Origin of the sequence: Shewanella dokdonensis (assembly GCF_018394335.1) — a bacterium.
GTDB lineage: Bacteria > Pseudomonadota > Gammaproteobacteria > Enterobacterales > Shewanellaceae > Shewanella > Shewanella dokdonensis.
On record NZ_CP074572.1, the window covers coordinates 581,732 to 600,271 of the forward strand.

Here is an 18,540-nt window from a genome sequence, read left to right on the forward strand (position 1 = left end):
TGAGTGTAAAAAGAACTGTGTAAGTGGCGATTCAGTAAGCGCCTCTAAGCACCTTGCCATCAAAGGCAATATGGGCCTTGCCTGTATTGGTCCGCTGCTCATTTACCCAGTTCAGCAGCGCTTCAAGCAGTGACTCCACAACCACAGTGCGCAAGATGCGAGCGATGGTGTGCCGTCGAGGAAGACCATGATTAAATGGGCGAAATTTTTGTAGCCAGAGAAGTTTACTATCACCATAGGTTTCAATGTATTGCCAGCCTTCAGCACCCGACATAATAGCGCTTAAGACAAGGAACATGACGTCCACAAGATTATGCCTTTGGTTAATGTCAGAGCGGGTTTCTTCAACAACCGTCAAGTGTTCGAGTAAGTTCATCAGAGCTGCTATTAGATCACAGCAAAGTGCCACATTCAACACTGGCTAAGAAGTACGATCCCGCCCTGGTGAGCAAGGTATCCTAAAGCTGTTGACCAAAAAGCTTGCTGAGCGTGCTCTTGAAGCTGAGATGGAGCAGCATCTTGGTTATGCCAAACATAATACTGACCACTACCATCGATCTGTGACCAAGCTGACACAGAATATTGAACACCCTCGACGCACCCAGTGCAAATTTGGAATCTGAAACTGTCACAGTTGTTGAATATTCATGAACTAATCTCAATTGAAAATTTATCGAGCCAGCATAAAAATATAAATACTCCCCAATCATTTATTTTCAACTTTCTAGTTGCAACTCGTTTCTTCAACGCTAACAAATAATCTAACGAGAAAATCATTAAAGCAGATTTATTATTAACAACAGTCTTAAAATAGCTATTCAATATTCCATTCATCCAAATAGCATATGGCATTTCAAAACCTGTTTTTTTCCTCTTCCAAACATCAACAGGAATTAAATCTTTCATACTATCAACAAAAACGGATTTCAATATACCATTTTGAAGTTTAAATCTATCATCAAGACTAAAAGCTAGTTCGACTAACTTATGATCAAGTAGCACCGGACGAACTTCAAGTGAATGAGCCATACTCATGACATCATTATCTCTGAGTAAAGTATTAAGCATATATCTATCTATCTCCAACTTACTTATTCTTTGAAGTGATGATAGATAAGGAGATAAAGGATAGTGTTCAATAGAAAAATTATTTAGTAAAAAGTTTTCAGCATTATTGTTAATAGTTCTAATTTCTTCTAAACAACGTTCTTCATCGACACCAACGAAATTATATTTTTGAGTATATCTATTTTGATATAATTTTTTAGCAAAAAAATAAATAAAATCATTTTTTTTATTTGAATATTTATTAATTGTTTTGAAATGAGGATACCCAGAAAAAATTTCATCGCCACCCAACCCACTCAAAGCCACTTTGACTTCTTTAGCAGCTTCCAAGCTCACTATATAACTATTTATGCCATCAATACTTGGCTGATCAATACTAGAAATAAAGTTATCAAAAATGTCTATTATATACTGATCATCTATCATAATATTATGATGATAGCATCCAAATTTTTTGCCGTTTTTGAGGCTATATCTGTTTCATCTGTTATATTTACTTTATTTTTAAAACCGACACTGAACGTATTTACCTGTTTGTTACTATAAGACCTCATCAAAGCGACAACAGATGTAGAGTCTACTCCTGCACTAAGAAAAGCACCTACTTCTACATCAGCTACCATATGGTACCTAATAGCATGTTCAAACTCTTCTCGAACCCTTATAATTGCTTCATTATAATTTGTAATTTTAGATAATTTTTTTGATTCTTCTACATAATCATAATACCGAGTGACATCATAACCTAGATCATCAAATTTAACAGTCATAGTATGACCAGGCATTAGTTGATATACCCCTTCAAGGATGGTATTAGGTTGTTTAACTGAACCAAATTTGAAATACTCACTAATAGATTCAACAGATAATTTTTTACAAATAAGTTCTGAATTCAAAAATGGTTTTAGTTCAGAACTAAAAAAAACTGCCCTTCTAAAAAAGTATAAATAAGGGGTTTTATCCCGAATCTATCTCTGGCCAAAAAAGATAATTTTCATTCTTATTGTAAATACAAAAAGCAAACATTCCTCTAATTTTTTTACACAATCACTTCCCCACTCTATATAACTTTTTAAGAGTACCTCAGTATCAGAATTAGTAAAAAATGTATATCCTAAAATAATCAGTTGACGTTTTATATCTAGGTAATTATATATTTCACCATTAAAAACAATTACATATCTACCACTTTCATCAACCATTGGTTGGACTGCAGAATTAGAAAGATCGATAATGGACAATCGGTTATGACCTAATACTAAACATTTTACATCATCATAATAAACACCACTTCCATCAGGCCCCCTATGCTGAAGTTCATGTGAAAAAAGACTAGCTACTTTTTTATAGTTTATGCTAACCCCCATATATGCTACACATGCTTATTTCCTAAGATGTCTTTAAAATCAGCAATATAAATCTTACAAACATCTTCCCAAACTAAATTATTTTTAACATAATCCTTTTGTTTTTCGGATATTTTTTTATAAGATCTACTCTTAACCATATTCTCAATCATATCAGTTAACTCATGAATATTACCTACTTCAAAAACTGCTTCAGGAGTAATACTTTTAACAACTTCACTTATTCCACATCCACTTGAAACTAACGCAGCGGTACCACATCCCATAGATTCAAGTGGAGCATGCCCCCACGTTTGATTATCATTAGGAAAAACAAATATATCAGATGATAAATACATATCATACATTTCATTGTCATTTCCAGAAAATTCCAAATCTAATATTATATTATTATTCTCTAAAACCTCTTTATATTTATCAATACACCACTGATAGTATAACTGATCAGTTACAGGTGCATTTATGTAAATAAATATATTTTTTCTAATTCCATCATCGAGCTTCATATATACATCAAAAATATCATGAACCCTTTTATATTTAACAAACCTAGTTAATAGTAAAATAATATTTATGTTATCAGACAAATTAAATTTTTCTCTAATTTTGTTTTCCCTACCATATCCAATCACATTTTTAGGAAGTCCTCCCCTTCTAATTAACGGTAGTTTTCCATATAATTTAAAATATCTTTGCGACATTTTTTTGTCTAACACCGCAGATTTATCCACAAATTTATTTATAAGATATCTATCATATTTAAAATATATCTGCTTAAGCAGAAAATTACGTATAAAAGAATTATGATATTCTACTTTCCATTCAAGAAACCATTTTTCTATAGAATCGTAGCAAAACCAATATATAGGAATATTTTTATTTTTCTTATATTTTATCGCCGCATATACTGATAAAGGTTCTTCATGAGCAAAGATCAAGTCATAATCATCATGATTATTTAACATTAGTTCTGCTACTTTACTTGCATTTTTATTAGTAACATATAAAGAAAATAAGTAATCAATGCCAATAGAATTAGCTATTCTGCGTATCATTTTAACATTGTAAAATAACTTCAAATATTTTTTTAATATATTACTTTTTTTATAACTATTTTTATCTTCAAAAACATTCTCTCGTGTATATATTTTTTTAATATTTAAATTATAAGTTAGCTCTTGAAAACATAATTTTTTATTATATTCATAACAGAAAATGTTTACATCCACTCCTAGTTTTTTAAAATTATTAGCAATTTCAATCACATAGCGTTGTGAACCACCTCGATTATTTAAATGTGAATGTATTATAGCTATTTTCATCACTTCCTCATTAATACAAATAAATTCATAATTCTCATAAAATTTATTATAGTTTAATTTAAATAATAAACATACGGCTGAATTTATCTAAAGTAATTAAACTAAGTCATAAAGGTCAATCTCTTACATCGGTAATCATCCCATTTTTAATGGATGTTAGAAGTAGAAGGTTGCGTTATTAAAGCCTGTTTGTATTTCGGTGGTATGCCACCAATTGCCTTGTTTGGTCATTCATTGTTGTAAAACCAGCGCCATTCTGTCGCATGTTCTTGTACCTCGGGCAATACTGCTGAATAAATATTGATTTAGCCACTCGTAGCAAACTGTACGGTTATACCGCTCCACATACGCATTCTGCTGTGGGTTTCCAGGCTGAATAAACTTCAATTCAACATCGTGTTTTGCTGCCCACTCTGCCAGTAAAGCGCTGATGTATTCTGGGCCATTGTCACTACGAATTTGTCTGGGCTTGCAGCGCCATTCAATAACTTGATTGAGCGTGTGGACAACACGCTCAGCTGACAGCGAAAAGTCGACCTCAATCGCCAATCCTTCTCGGTTAAAAACATCAATGATATTAAGCAGTCTGAAGCTGCGGTCATCTTCGAGCTGGCATGCATAAAGTCCGTAGACCAGCACTGATTTATCGATTCCGGCACTACTAATAATGCATCAGGCGTATCACGTTTTAAGCGCTTCTTCGGCTTTATCCGCAGATTAAGTTCCAACTCACGGTAAAATCCTAAGCACCCGCTTATGGTTCCAACCAAAGCGTTTCACATTGTGTAAAAAGTAGAAGCACATTCCAAAACCCCAGTTGCGATGAGTCACAGTTAACCGCAGCAGCCAGTCGGCGATTTGCGCATTGTCATCACTGAGTTTAGCCTGATAGCGGTAACAGGTTTCACTCAGCCCAAATAGACGACATGCGAACTTGATGGTAATGGAATGGTGTTGCACCGCCTTTTTTCGATCGCCTCTTTGAGAATTTCGGCTTTGAGCCGTTCCTCGGCATATTATTATCCCCTTGGGGACATCTTTTTGAGCCGGGCATTTTCCGTTTCTAGCTCTTTAAGCCGAGCCATCATAGGAGCACCGGCTTCGGCTTGTTTTAAGATCGCCAGGATTTGGCTATCGCTAAATTTTGATGTTTTCATGCAGAATCTCCTGCGCTTATGTTACGAGAAAATTCTACTTTTGACGCCGGTTAATTTACGGGATGATTACCATCTACTCCCTACCAACAGCGTTATTCATAATAAGGATAAATAACTATACAGTGATTATCACAACACGAAAAATGGTTATAACTCTTATTCCATCGTTGATCATTTCCATGAGACATGGATATTATCCTGGTTACTAAAAATAACCTTATGTTTTTGCTATTAAGAAACAACGTCCCTCAATAACTCTTTATACAATTTAATGTACTGTTCTGCGACTATGGAGTTATCAAACTTTTCTCTAACTTTTTTGATAGAATTGTCACTTAGTTGTTGATAGTTCTTCGAGTCAACAACCCAATTAACTCCATTAGCTAAGTCTTCAGAATCAAAAACTTTAGCTCTATATCCATTCACTTTATGATCAACAATATCTTTAGGTCCTGTACTATCGAAGCAAACCACTGGGGTACCACAGCTCATCGACTCTGCCAATGTTTTCCCAAATGCTTCCATTGTACTTGGAGCCACAAATACATCTGCACTATTATATAAAAGCCGTAACAATGAGCTATCATGAAGATAACCAAAACTAAAGAACTCAAAACCCAAAGCACTAATCAATGTATTATTGACATTTCCGAAAAAACATAAAAAATATTTTTCTCTATCTAAAAACTTAATAGCTTCAATATAATATTGGAAGCCTTTATAAAAGTCATCTAACCTAACTGCGCCGCACAATATAATTTTTTTATTAGTATGGACTCCTAAAAGATTCCGCGCCATCAATTTTTCCAATGGGAAAAATGATCTACAATCAACGTTGTTAGGAATGGTACAAACGTCATGACTCTTAAATATTGTACTTGCTAACGCTTGACTACTAAGCCAAGAACTAACCCCAACAATCTTAATTTTTTTGGTAATAATTTAATTTTTCTCCGATGTAAAAAGCTTGCTAAACTATACTTTCTTTTTGATTGGAGTTGAGGACAGTAGCAACAGTAATCTTTATAGCCATCACATTTAATAGCATAATGACATCCTCCTGTGAATGGCCACATATCTCTCATAGTCCATACAATTGGCTTATCCAACTTGTGAAGATCTTTAATATCTATCATGCTGCCATTTATCCAATGCAAATGAATAATATCGGCATTTTTATACTCATGAATCTTTTTAAAATTACATCCAACTATCCCAGTGCTAAATATATAATCCTTACGATTCACATAGAAAGATATTAAAAATCTATCAAATACTTTCCTAAAAAAAGCATTAGTCTTCTCAAAAATAGTTTTATTTGATAATATTATATCCTCATCAAAAACAAATGAATTTGAATTGTTTAATATTTTGCTATTTATACCTTTTTCTTTTAGAGAAAGATGAAGCCAGTATGCGCCTCGTGCGGCACCACCAGACAAATCACCAGCAACTATATGCAATATATTCAAACTGCGACCTTATCAAGAAAAAACATTAATTCACATAGAAATACAGTACTAATAATTTCGACTGCACGTTTATATATAACATAAGCAAAATCTGCATTAAATAGTATTTATTATAAACAAATTTAGATCACATTCTAGAATAAAGAATATAGGGAAACTCCATTAAATCGGACTATTGGGATATTTACGGTTTTTCCGAAACACGAATTCAACTCCGAAGGGCTTTATTTCCTAAATCGGTTGAACTAAAGAGATAGTCGCTGATCTGATCGGCATAGCCTATCAACTTACCCCTCAACCGTGCCCAAACCTCGCTATAAAACAACCAACTGGAAGCAATACAATCAAGCTTTAATCAATCGTGGCTCTGATTATTGCCCAGAGGAAGGTTAAGGTCCAGCAACTCGGGAAAGGTCGCCCACACGTATTTAGCAACTTAGCCATTACCACAGCACTATGGTTAAATGTGTTTTCTCTATGCCACTGAGAGCGCTGCAAGGCTTCATTAACTCAGTGTTTAAATTGGATGACATTCCGCAAATGTGTCCACATTACACTGGTATCAACAAACACGCAAAAACGGTCAATATTGCTTTTAAAACCAAGACTCGCTGCACCATGGACTCGACAGACGGCGAAGGTGAGTGGAAAGTGAAACATGGTACAGATGGCAAGTGCCGTGTATGGCGTAAACTACCTATTGCCATCGGTTAATTTACGGGATGATTACCACTCTCGGGGAGGCCCGAATTATGAGGGGATCCTCCAGCGCTCAGGTAGGAGAAACTTATGCGATGATAAGGGCATTGAACAAGCTCACAGGGCTAGGCATGCCTGAAACTCACTATGTAGTTTAATAATTTAAACAATCATAGGGCGCTTTGTTCACTGAGTCGATTTAGGAAACAAAGCCTAAAATAACCAAGCTATAAATCTTTAAAAAATATTTCAACAATTACAAGAAAAACAGATAGCATTAACATTGGAAGCATTTTATAAACAAATCCATATAATGGACGAAAAAAAACTTTTCGATACATAAAATAATATGTTTGAAAAAATTAATATAAAATGTAGCGACAAGAAGCCAAGAAAGTAAAATAACATCTCGAAAAACGACACCTGCCACTATAGAAAAAACCATTAATAATGCTGAAATACTGCCACTAAAAAATAATATATCAGGCCGATTCATTGCTTGAAAAAACTACCACTTGTAGCTAAAACTACTTGTATAGGTATTGATATTGACAAAATTCTTATAATTGGAACAACCGCTACCCACTGACTTCCAAAAATAATCAAAACAATTATATCTGCCCACAAAAATATACATAACCCAGACAACCATCCTAGAAGAGAAAGTTTAAAAGTAAAATTCACATGGATGCTTTCCACCCGATTAATATCATTTGAATAATTTTTTATAACTGGCTGAATTGCTGGAGTCATTGCGAATGTCAATAATGTTAAAGGATAACGCATGAGCTGATATGCTTTATCATAAATACCTAATGTATAGTACCCAAAATACTTCCCTACCAATATATTATCTAAATTCTGTGCAAAACTAATGATGATATTAAATCCAAATTGATAAGAGGAAAATTTCAACAAAGGTATAATTGCTGATAACTTTCGGCCTAGAAAAGGACGACCAAATTCAGTTTTTCCTGAAAAATAGTAAGTCAAAAGAAAACTAGATATTGCACTAATGGCAATTTTTGCAGCTAGTGCATGTAAGGGGTTAACGATACTCGATAAAACAACTACACAAGTGGTACTTATAATTTCAGTAATTAGGCCTATACAAGCTATCTTTAAAAAAACGTTCCCTTTGTAAGAATGCATTAGGTAATACATTGGCAGTAAAGAAAAATAAGCTTATGCTGACATATGGAATAACTTCATTTATTCTATCTATAGAATAAAATTCTGACAATATGTTTCCTAATGATAAAAATCCCGCGCTTCCACAAACACCAACAATTAAAGTAAGTGAAAACATACCATTTCTATCATCTTGTAATAAAGTATCAAGATTAATAATAGCCGGTCCAAGACCTGCTTCTCCTACTAATTGAAAGAATAAAGCAAAAACTGTTACTGCTGCAATTATGCCAAATGTATCCGGGGTAAACATTCTAGCAAGAATCATTATTGACATTACGTTTGAAATATAAACAGAATAACGGCCTATAACGCTTTGAGCAATAGAAGAATATAAGGAATTATCTTTAACCAACAGTTAACACCTATTATAACCATGTACGTTTTCACTTTCCATTTATAACTCACATTTAGTTAGCGACATTCTTTAAAAGAGATAGTTTTTAGCATCTATAATCATATAAATTTACTTTATAGTAGATATATACCAATCATATACATTCTCAACTCCTACATTCCATATAATCTTAGGATGCCAATCCATAATTTTTTCTATTCGACTACAATCTGCAATAAAAATTTTTTGGTCACTTTTTCTTGGAGCTAACTGTTTATAATGAATATCAGTCTCAAAAAAATTTTCAAAAAAATTAAACAACTCTATTATAGATAATGAATTTTTTATTCCTCCGCCAATATTAAATGCTTTCCCTGTAAGCTTCTCAATTTTTTTGCTTGCATTTAAATACAAACTAACACAATCACTAGAATATAATAAATCTCGAACTTGTTTGCCATTTCCTGATATAGTAAGCGGTTCTCTGCACATTCCATTTTTTATTTCAATAGCTTTTTGAAGGAACCAACCCACCCATCCTTGATCATAGGTAGCAAACTGCCTACCACCGAACATAGATGAATGGCGGAATACAACAGTGTTTAAACCATATATACGATGAAAATCTAACATATACTGATCTGCACACCCTTTCGATACCCCATACGGTGAATGAAAATCTAGACTAATAGACTCATCAAATCCATTAGGCTTCTCAATACACTCATATCTGGTACTGGTCTCTCTATAATTAAACTGTTCTAAATCGCCATAAACTTTATTCGTAGATGAATAGATAATAGAACTATAAGGTGAAAAAAGACGCACAGAATTAAGTAGGTTAAAGCTTCCTATAGCATTAACTTCAAAGTCCATCCGAGGATCCACAATAGATGTGGTCATAGCAACTTGGCCGGCAAGATGATAAATTACATCTGGTTTTAATCGTTTAATTACCTTTTCGACATCATTGCTATTTCTAATATCTGCATGAATGAAATCAAATTTGCCAATCGTTCTAAGCCACTCCAAATTTTGATAGCTACCATGGCGATATAAATTATCAAATATAGTTATGTCTTCGCCATTAACCAGAAGCTGTGCCGCAATATTAGTTCCAAGAAAACCACAGCCACCAGTAATTAGATATTTCACTTTATTAATCCCTCTAAAACATCTATCATTAATGCTATTTAGCTATCACTTGTTACTCAAATCTTAGTAAATTTTACTTACCCTGTTCTTGTTTAATTTCTAACATAATTATTCTTATATCATGCTCGGAATGAGCTTTACCATTATAGACTAAAAATCATAATAACCGACAAGGACTAGTTATCAGCCATTATGATTTAACCAAAAAATAATTCACTTAATCTAGCATTAGTATCTGCTTTAATGTCATATTTACCAGCGATTGTGCAGAATCTGGCGTATCTGACTCGACATAACATCTAAGTTCAGGAGCATTACCCGATGGTCTTAAATGGATAATGTCGCCATTTTCTAAACTGATCCTAAATCCATCCACAGTGTTCACTGAATCAACTAACACAGATGAATAACCCAGCTTCTCCATAAACTCAACGGGAGCCTCAATAGCTTTTGTTATCATTGCCTTACTTTTATCTGTAGCAAAATTCTTGATCCGATCAGATGCAGTGAATCGTTGAGGCAATTGTTGAACTAACGGCACAATGCCATTCTTGGCAAGACTTAATACTGCCAGCACAGGAAGTAAGGCATCACGCGTAGGAAGCGCTTTGATCTGCTGATCATTCAATCTAATGTCAGAACCTAATAAGAAGCCACCATTAGCTTCAAATCCTGCCACCTTAGCAAAACGAGAATTTAAGTCTGCAAATGCATCTATGACATATGGCGATCCAATGCGAGTACGATTCACTTCTGTAAATGCGCCACATTGTTCAATTGCTGTGTTACAACTGACAGGTACTGCTAATGCTTCAATACCTAAGGTTTGGGCACATAGGATTCCAAGTACGTCGCCACGCAGCCACTCACCATCTTCACCCGCTAATAACGGACGATCACCATCCCCATCAGTTGAAAACAGCAAATCTAAGTCATATTGAGCAACCCACTCTCTCGCCCTAACCCGATCCTCTTCTGACACAGCTTCAGTATCGATGGGAATGAACTCTTCGCTACGACCAAGCGAAATGACCTCAGCACCTAAGTCAGAAAATAGCTCTCGATACAAATCCCGACCAGCGCTCGAGTGTTCATAAATTCCGACTCGTTTTCCCACAATTGCAGGACTTGCAAACACTTTATATCGCTGTAGATAGGTCAATTTAGCATCATCAGAGACGTAAAGATCTGGTAGTTTTGACACAGATTCAAATGAAATATCTGTTTCTAAAATTGCCTTTTCATCAGCTTTGGATATTTCACCATCAGGCCGATAGAATTTTAGACCATTACGGTCGAAAGGGATGTGGCTACCTGTCACCATAACTGCAGGTATACCAGTTTCCATAGAGTGGCATGCCAAAGCTGGGGTTGGTATAACACCGTAAAAAACGGGTTTTATACCGGCTTGTTTTGCAGCCATTGCACAGGCCTGGGCCATAGCATAACTACTGGGGCGATTATCAATGGCTATTGCAATGCTATCAAACTTAAACGAACGAAGTGCTACTGCAATAAATGCATGAGTAAAGGCCGCACAGACATTTGACGTGAAATGAACGGCAAGCCCCTTGCTCCACTTGTTCCGAAAGCGATATCACTGTTATATATTAACTTATTAGTACTCAACATATTTTATTTAATGAAAAACTGAGGAATTTTAGACAGATTTTTACCTAGAATTGCTTGTAACGGAGAAACGCCATTGCCTTTCATCGCTCGCCAGTCTTCTTTTGATTTACGAATAATATTTTTTAGACTGCGGTTACTTTCGCCACCAATTCTCATTTTGACAAGCACACTTGGAATATACGCCACATTCATATCAGTCTGCCAAAGATACCTCAAGATAGACTCATAATCTGCGGCAATACGATACGAAAGATCAAAACCACCTAATTTTAAATAATGTTTTCTACGCATATAGAAAGTAGGATGTGGGGGCATCCAGCCATTTTTAATTTTACTTTTTACAAAATCACCGCTTTGCCAATGCCGAATAATATTTGACGTATTATCTTTGGACACATAATCCAAATCACCATATAAGGCATCAATAGATTCATCAGCGAATACTGAAGCAATCTGCTCTAAGGTTGTTGGTGATGCAAAAATATCATCAGAATGAAGGAAACCGATGACATCTCCAGTAGCTTTCTGAATCCCTTTATTTAAAGCATCATAAATACCTTTATCAGGTTCAGATATAACTGTATTAATTAACCCATCACGTCCCTGGATAAGGCTTAGTGTTTTATCTTTGGAAGCTCCATCAACAATAATAAATTCTGTCAAATGATATGTTTGGCTCGCCAGTGAATCAAGTGTATCCATAATTGTAGATTCACTATTCCAAGTGGCAGTAACAATGGAAATCTTCATTTAATCAGGCTCTTCCATACTTATCTTCAAACCGAACAATATCATCTTCACCGAGGTATGAGCCTGACTGTACTTCTATTAATTCCAATGGTACTTTCCCCGGATTTTCTAATGCATGTACTGCCGTGATCGGAATATAAACTGACTCATTCTCAGTTAAGTACTGGTCTTTACCATCAATGGTCACTTTAGCTGTACCACAAACCACCACCCAATGTTCAGCACGATGATGATGCATTTGTACTGATAACTTAGCCCCAGGTTTAACAGTAATACGTTTTACTTGGAAGCGTTCACCACTATCTACAGAATCATATTTTCCCCAAGGACGATATACTTCTCGATGGTGTTTCCACTGGCTACGTCCTTCAGCTTTCAACTGTTCTACTACTTTCTTTACCAACTGAACATCTGATTTTTTCGCCACTAGAGTCGCATCTTTGGTATCAACAATAACAATATCATCCAGCCCAATCGCTGCGATCATTTTTTCTTGGGTATGGAAATAAGAGTTAGAGCAGTTTATGGATATAACATCTCCTTTGCAGGCATTCCCTGAACTATCCTTGTCACTGATCTCCCATAAAGCCGCCCAACTGCCAACATCACTCCACTGGCAATCCATAGGTACCACTACTGCATCTTCTGTTTTTTCCATAACAGCATAGTCAATAGAGTCTTCTGGACACTTACTAAACGCTTCACTGTTAATACGGATAAAATCAAGATCTTCATTGGTTTCATTAACAGCGATAGCACAAGCATTATATATCTCAGCAGAGAATCGCTTAAGCTCATCTAGATAACGGCTAGCTTTTATAAGAAACATACCGCTATTCCAGTAAAACTGACCACTAGCTAAATAATTCTCTGCTGTTTCATAATCTGGCTTTTCGACAAACTGGGCAACTTCAAAAACAGAATTATCACCGACTGCTTTACCGCGCTTAATGTAACCATATCCAGTTTCGGCAGATGTCGGTACGATCCCAAAGGTAACAAGCTTACCCGCTTCAGCACTACCAATCGCTTGCATTACTGTATTGCAAAATGCCTGTTCATTTTTAATCACATGGTCAGCAGCAAGAACTAGCATTACAGGGTCATAGCCTTTTTTAAGGAATAAAATGCCGCTAATGCAATTGCTGGCGCAGTGTTCTTTCCTATAGGTTCCAGTAGGATGCCACTATGCTGGGAACCTGTCAGACGTAATTGTTCAGCTACAGAGAAACGATGTTCTTGATTACAAATAACCAATGGAGGTTGATGCTCTATATGCTTCAACCGCTTGGTAGTGGTTTGAAGCATCGACAAACTTCCATTTAAGGTAAGAAATTGTTTAGGGAATAATTGTCTTGATAATGGCCAGAGTCTGGAACCTGAGCCGCCAGCCATGATAACAGGCAATAACATGTATATCTCCTTTAAACGTCTATAGCTTCTCTAGGTACCACTTGGTATGGATGTGCACACTTTCAGAGTCTAATAACGATTGTCTAGAAAACCACTCATATTGCATATGCTGGGTTTTAGGCATATTCATAATGTTAATATCGGCAACTAACATATAGCCTAAAACAACATAATGGGTGGTAAAGTCTGTTCCTGAAAAATTATCTTCGTAAAAGTGTTCAAACAATCCAATAAATTTAGCATCGCTTACAGTGAAACAAATGCCGAGCTCATCTACAGTTAACCGTTTGAATGCAGATGCAATACTTTCATCCTTTAGAATGCGCCCCCGGAACGAACCAAAATCCTTTAGCGGGGCGATTGCTACGTTTTCCTAATAAGTAACGGCCCTTCCCATCAGTAATGACAAAATCGACAGATACGAGCGGCGTGTTCCGAATTACTTGGCTAAATTCCACCAATGGAAGTTTTACGGTCATCCCCTAAAATCATCCTGATGTTGGAGGTACCATTCATAAGTATGTTGGAGACCATCTTTAAGAGGAATACTGTATGACCATCCCATTTCGCGTAATCTGGAAACGTCCATTAACTTCCGTGGCGTACCATCAGGCTTGGTTGAATCAAATACAATTCTGCCTTTAAAACCGACAACTTGTGCAAGTGTCTCAGCTAATTCTTTAATAGAACAGTCTTCACCGGTGCCAACATTTATGTGAGATAACATAGGCTGTGTGTTAGCTTCATATAAATCTTTATTCAATTCCATTACATAAACTGATGCTGCCGCCATATCATCTACATGTAAAAATTCTCGTTTCGGTGTTCCAGTACCCCAGACTACTATTTGTGCTGCTTCGGCTAACTTAGCTTCATGAAAACGACGCATCAATGCCGGAACTACATGGGAATTCTGTGGATGGAAGTTATCATTCATACCATACAGATTTGTTGGCATAACACTGCGATAATCTCGTCCGTACTGTCGATTATATGATTCACATAACTTGATACCAGCAATTTTAGCAATTGCATATGGTTCATTTGTTGGTTCAAGCAAACCAGTCAATAATGCCGACTCTTTCATCGGCTGCGCAGCCATCTTGGGATATATACAAGAAGAACCTAGAAACAACAACTTTTGAACACCAGCTATATGTGCAGCGTGGATAATGTTAGTTTCAATAACCAGATTTTGATAGATAAACTCAGCCGGATAGGTGTTGTTGGCGATGATTCCACCGACCTTTGCTGCGGCCAGATAAACTTCATCAACACTTTCATTTTTAAAAAAATCAATAACTGAACGAGTATCTAAAAGATCAAGCTCTGTACGATTTCGAAGAACCAGCTCAGTGTCATTTTTTCTGCAACTGACGTACAATTGCAGAGCCGACCATACCATTATGTCCGGCAACAAATACCCTTTTAGACATGATTAGTCCTCTAGAGATAACGAAACATCGTGGCCATGAGATTTAAGCAATGCATATTTCTTAGCATTTTCAAGATCAGAAGCCACCATTTCAGCACATAGTTGTTCAACAGCTATCTCTGGTTCCCACCCTAACTTTGCTTTTGCTTTTGCAGGATCACCCAATAAGGTTTCAACTTCGGAAGGACGGAAGTATCGCGGATCAACTCTGACGATAACATCATCAACTTTAATCGATGGCGCTTTATCCCCAACAATGCCAACAACTCTCGCATATTCATTAACACCCGAATCATGAAACTCAAGTTCAATGCCTAACTCTTTTGCCGATAAACGCACAAATTCGCGAACAGAAATCTGCTTTCCGGTAGCAATAACAAAATCTTCTGGATGGTCCTGCTGAAGCATCATCCATTGCATCCTGACGTAATCTTTTGCATGCCCCCAGTCTCTAAGAGAATCCATATTCCCCAAATAAAGGCATTTTTCTAGTCCTTGAGAAATATTTGCTAAAGCACGGGTAATTTTGCGAGTAACAAATGTTTCCCCACGGCGAGGTGACTCATGATTAAACAGAATGCCATTACATGCATACATGCCATAGGATTCACGATAATTAACAGTAATCCAGTATGCATATAACTTAGCAACAGCATAAGGAGAACGAGGATAGAAAGGTGTAGTTTCCCGCTGAGGAATTTCTTGTACCAAACCATACAACTCAGACGTAGATGCCTGATAGAATCTGGTTTTCTTTTCCAATCCACAAATTCTAATAGCTTCTAACAAACGCAATGTACCCATTGCATCGACATCCGCAGTATATTCTGGAGATTCAAACGAAACAGCAACATGAGACTGAGCCCCTAAATTATAGACTTCATCAGGCTGGATCTCTTGAATAAGCCTTACTAAGTTTGAAGTATCAGTCAGATCACCATAATGCAAAATAAAATTTTGATTACTATCATGACGATCTTGATAAATATGATCTACTCTTGACGTATTAAAAGAAGAAGCACGGCGTTTAATACCATGTACCTCATAGCCTTTCTCTAAAAGTAGTTCTGCTAGATAGGAACCATCCTGACCTGTAACTCCTGAGATCAATGCAACTTTCAAATTTTACTCCTACTATTCTAATACGCTTTGAAACACATCTAAAAGGTTAGACTCATAAAAACTTTTACTATAACGTTTTGATATTAGGAAATTATTTTCTTTTCCTAAAGTTAAAGTATTTAAATTACGAGTCATCTCTGTGAAAACTCTTGACACTTCCGAAGAACTCTTGGGTTCAAAAAAATTACAATAAAAATCAGAAAGAACACTCTCCAAATAGTTATGTTTTGTAGTGAGAATAAAACATCCTGACGCTGCTGCTTCTAAAAAAACTAACGGAAATGCTTCAGTAGCATAGTATGTAGGCAAAATCAAAATATCACTAGATAAAAGCTCACTCCATTTATCTTGATTATATTTTGGACCTTTATAAATAACTTTCCCATTGGTAGCATCAAGCAAATCAAAAAAATTTTTTAAACTTGATTTATTTTTAAACATCGGCTTACCAACAATGTTAATACTAATACGACTCTTCACATCATCAGAACATTGAAGATACCCATAAAGCAATTCAAAAATACCTTTATCTTCGAGCAAGTTTGATAAAAAAATCACTTTAATATTATTGATATCAAATTTTTTATTTAAATCATTCTTATTGACACTATCTACAAAAGACAAATCAACAAAATTTGGAATAACTGTCGTTGAGACATTAATTCCAAGACAACTATATTCTTTTCTCATTCTTTCATTTAAAACAATATTCACCTTCGGTATATTATAACAAAAACGAACCAATTTTCTATTTAAGTAGCCTAAAGATTCAAAAAATATATTAAAGTCTGCGCCATGTAAGTGTGTTACTAAAGGTACATTAAAAATTTTTGCTATTAAGAAATAAGGAATCTCTCGATAAAAACCTAACAAACTTCTAGAGTTTGTTATATATAATACCAATTCAGTTCTATTTAAATATGAATACAGCCAAAATATAACTAAAAAATATTCTTTATAGCAAGATATATTTTTTTTAAAAAATACACATCCTCTCCACCTAAATCAAATTTCTTTCCATTATAAAGTTTACATTTAAATGCACTATCTAACGCTATTGATTGCCCCGTAGGACTTCCAGAAAATGGACCGATGAAAGCTACATTCATAATACAAAACCGAAATTAACGTCCAAAAATTATTTTTCTAGTTCCTGAAATAAGTAAAACTAGTGTAATAATAACAAAAAACTTACTGACAAGAGAAAATCCGACAAGTAACTGATTTCTAATTAGCCAAAAAGTCCATATGTAAAACACCATATCAGAAATGAATAAGTCAGTATTGAGAAATTGCTAACCTTCAACTTTTCAATGAACTTCACAAATATGTAAAACAAAAACAAAAACATAAACATAAAGAACGGAAACAGCACTCCAAAATAAAGGTACATGTCTGTAATAAAGAAATTTCCACCTATTGGCGATATCCAAAAGGTATCAGGGAAATATTGCTGCACAATTTGATATCTGTTAACATTCGACTTATCGACCAAATAAGCCGGTAATGAAAATGTAACTAAATCTTGAAAGAAATACATTACATTTGTGTCAAATATTGGTTTGACACTTATTATATTATAAAGACCAAATCCTACAAAAGGGAACTCTAATAAAGAATATAGCAATCCTACTGAACTACCAACATTACCGCTCCGAATAATCCCGACCGCTAAGAACACCAAAACAAATAGAGAACAATATATAATTGTTTTAGTAGACAACTTAATTACAAGTCCATTAATTGAAAAATAGATCGCCAATATTCCCGCAACCGTAATTAACCTAGCACCGCCATAAATATTCATCGCAGCAAATATTAAAACAAGAATAAACACTAATTTCTTAATATGATTCTTATCCACACATAGAAAAAACATTGATGCCATCATGTAGAAGAACATTGCTCCATTCGTATATAATGACCAACCAGGAGATGCCTTCATCAACTCACTATGAGCTAAACTAGAATCGCTATAACCATGGAAAAAATTATTTATACCAAAAATTTTTATCCCAAACATAGACATAACAAAAAATAACAACATCAATGAAAGTGTAGTAAAAATAAAAGCATTACTCGCTGTCCTATTATTGACTTTTTTTGCAAGGGAAAACTTTATTTTTAATTTTTCAAAACTATTTATAAACAAAAAATCAAAGAATATCAAAATAACATAGGATATAGAGATAAAAATAGTTGCAACATAGATATCTCCTATATTGTAAACTTTATATGTTGAAACTACTCTGTCATAGTATACAAAGCCAAGATTATCAAAAACAATAGGTGCAAATGAATAAGATACAGCCATGAAAATAAATATTGTAAATGCAGAAATTTTTTTCAAAAGAAAGAAATATATAATAACCGCACTTAAATATATAGTCCCGTATGCAAAATAAACATATTCCATAGTG

Annotated in this window: 10 protein-coding genes and 7 pseudogenes; 1 reads left to right on the forward strand and 16 read right to left on the reverse strand. The window is 35.0% G+C overall.

All coding sequences use genetic code 11. The features are described from left to right. Positions 1–34: 34 nt before the first annotated feature. The 7 genes and pseudogenes from KHX94_RS02740 to KHX94_RS02780 form a co-directional block, all read right to left on the reverse strand. Positions 35–376: pseudogene (locus KHX94_RS02740) on the reverse strand (ISAs1 family transposase); the annotation flags it as partial. 269 nt (positions 377–645) lie between these two features. After that, a pseudogene (locus KHX94_RS02750) lies at positions 646–1,853 on the reverse strand (asparagine synthetase B family protein). 183 nt (positions 1,854–2,036) lie between these two features. Beyond that, positions 2,037–2,435, reverse strand: a complete 399-nt coding sequence (locus tag KHX94_RS02760) for a hypothetical protein (protein ID WP_213682278.1) — start codon at positions 2,433–2,435, stop codon at positions 2,037–2,039. A 5-nt stretch (positions 2,436–2,440) separates the two neighbouring features. After that, positions 2,441–3,757 (reverse strand): glycosyltransferase family 4 protein, encoded by a 1,317-nt coding sequence (locus tag KHX94_RS02765; protein ID WP_213682279.1) that lies wholly within the window; start codon positions 3,755–3,757, stop codon positions 2,441–2,443. Between the two features lie 227 nt (positions 3,758–3,984). Further along, positions 3,985–4,914, reverse strand: a pseudogene (locus tag KHX94_RS02770) (IS3 family transposase). A gap of 231 nt (positions 4,915–5,145) precedes the next feature. Then, a complete protein-coding gene (locus tag KHX94_RS02775) occupies positions 5,146–5,712 on the reverse strand; it encodes a glycosyltransferase (protein ID WP_213682280.1) in 567 nt (188 codons plus the stop codon). A gap of 83 nt (positions 5,713–5,795) precedes the next feature. Beyond that, positions 5,796–6,386: a glycosyltransferase family protein gene (locus KHX94_RS02780; RefSeq protein ID WP_213682281.1), complete on the reverse strand. Its 591-nt coding sequence runs from the start codon at positions 6,384–6,386 to the stop codon at positions 5,796–5,798. 300 nt (positions 6,387–6,686) lie between these two features. Here KHX94_RS02780 and KHX94_RS02785 point away from each other — a divergent pair. Next, positions 6,687–7,094, forward strand: a pseudogene (locus tag KHX94_RS02785) (transposase); the annotation flags it as partial. A gap of 483 nt (positions 7,095–7,577) precedes the next feature. Here KHX94_RS02785 and KHX94_RS02790 read toward each other — a convergent pair. The 9 genes and pseudogenes from KHX94_RS02790 to KHX94_RS02840 form a co-directional block, all read right to left on the reverse strand. After that, a pseudogene (locus KHX94_RS02790) lies at positions 7,578–8,553 on the reverse strand (oligosaccharide flippase family protein). A gap of 189 nt (positions 8,554–8,742) precedes the next feature. Then, positions 8,743–9,768: a GDP-mannose 4,6-dehydratase gene (locus tag KHX94_RS02800; protein WP_213682284.1), complete on the reverse strand. Its 1,026-nt coding sequence runs from the start codon at positions 9,766–9,768 to the stop codon at positions 8,743–8,745. Between the two features lie 217 nt (positions 9,769–9,985). After that, the gene (locus KHX94_RS02805; protein WP_342345833.1) at positions 9,986–11,284 is read right to left on the reverse strand and encodes a phosphomannomutase; all 1,299 of its coding nucleotides are present in this window, start codon (positions 11,282–11,284) and stop codon (positions 9,986–9,988) included. Positions 11,285–11,403: 119 nt separating this feature from the next. Continuing rightward, positions 11,404–12,150 (reverse strand): glycosyltransferase family 2 protein, encoded by a 747-nt coding sequence (locus tag KHX94_RS02810; RefSeq protein ID WP_213682285.1) that lies wholly within the window; start codon positions 12,148–12,150, stop codon positions 11,404–11,406. Positions 12,151–12,154: 4 nt separating this feature from the next. Then, positions 12,155–13,563: pseudogene (locus KHX94_RS02815) on the reverse strand (mannose-1-phosphate guanylyltransferase/mannose-6-phosphate isomerase). Positions 13,564–14,038: 475 nt separating this feature from the next. After that, positions 14,039–14,999: pseudogene (fcl, locus tag KHX94_RS02825) on the reverse strand (GDP-L-fucose synthase). Positions 15,000–15,001: 2 nt separating this feature from the next. After that, entirely contained in the window at positions 15,002–16,120 is a 1,119-nt protein-coding gene (gmd, locus tag KHX94_RS02830; RefSeq protein ID WP_213682286.1) for a GDP-mannose 4,6-dehydratase, read from the reverse strand. Between the two features lie 12 nt (positions 16,121–16,132). After that, the gene (locus KHX94_RS02835; RefSeq protein WP_213682287.1) at positions 16,133–17,023 is read right to left on the reverse strand and encodes a glycosyltransferase; all 891 of its coding nucleotides are present in this window, start codon (positions 17,021–17,023) and stop codon (positions 16,133–16,135) included. Positions 17,024–17,351: 328 nt separating this feature from the next. Beyond that, complete coding sequence (locus KHX94_RS02840; protein WP_213682288.1) at positions 17,352–18,536, reverse strand: O-antigen polymerase; 1,185 nt, start codon at positions 18,534–18,536, stop codon at positions 17,352–17,354. Positions 18,537–18,540: the final 4 nt, after the last annotated feature.

What these genes read in the sequence shown, in the direction of transcription:
- KHX94_RS02760 (WP_213682278.1), bottom strand. Translation starts at nt 2,435, where the DNA reads ATGGGGGTTAGCATAAACTATAAAAAAGTAGCTAGTCTTTTTTCACAT.
- KHX94_RS02765 (WP_213682279.1), bottom strand. Translation starts at nt 3,757, where the DNA reads ATGAAAATAGCTATAATACATTCACATTTAAATAATCGAGGTGGTTCA.
- KHX94_RS02775 (WP_213682280.1), bottom strand. Translation starts at nt 5,712, where the DNA reads ATGGCGCGGAATCTTTTAGGAGTCCATACTAATAAAAAAATTATATTG.
- KHX94_RS02810 (WP_213682285.1), bottom strand. Translation starts at nt 12,150, where the DNA reads ATGAAGATTTCCATTGTTACTGCCACTTGGAATAGTGAATCTACAATT.
- KHX94_RS02840 (WP_213682288.1), bottom strand. Translation starts at nt 18,536, where the DNA reads ATGGAATATGTTTATTTTGCATACGGGACTATATATTTAAGTGCGGTT.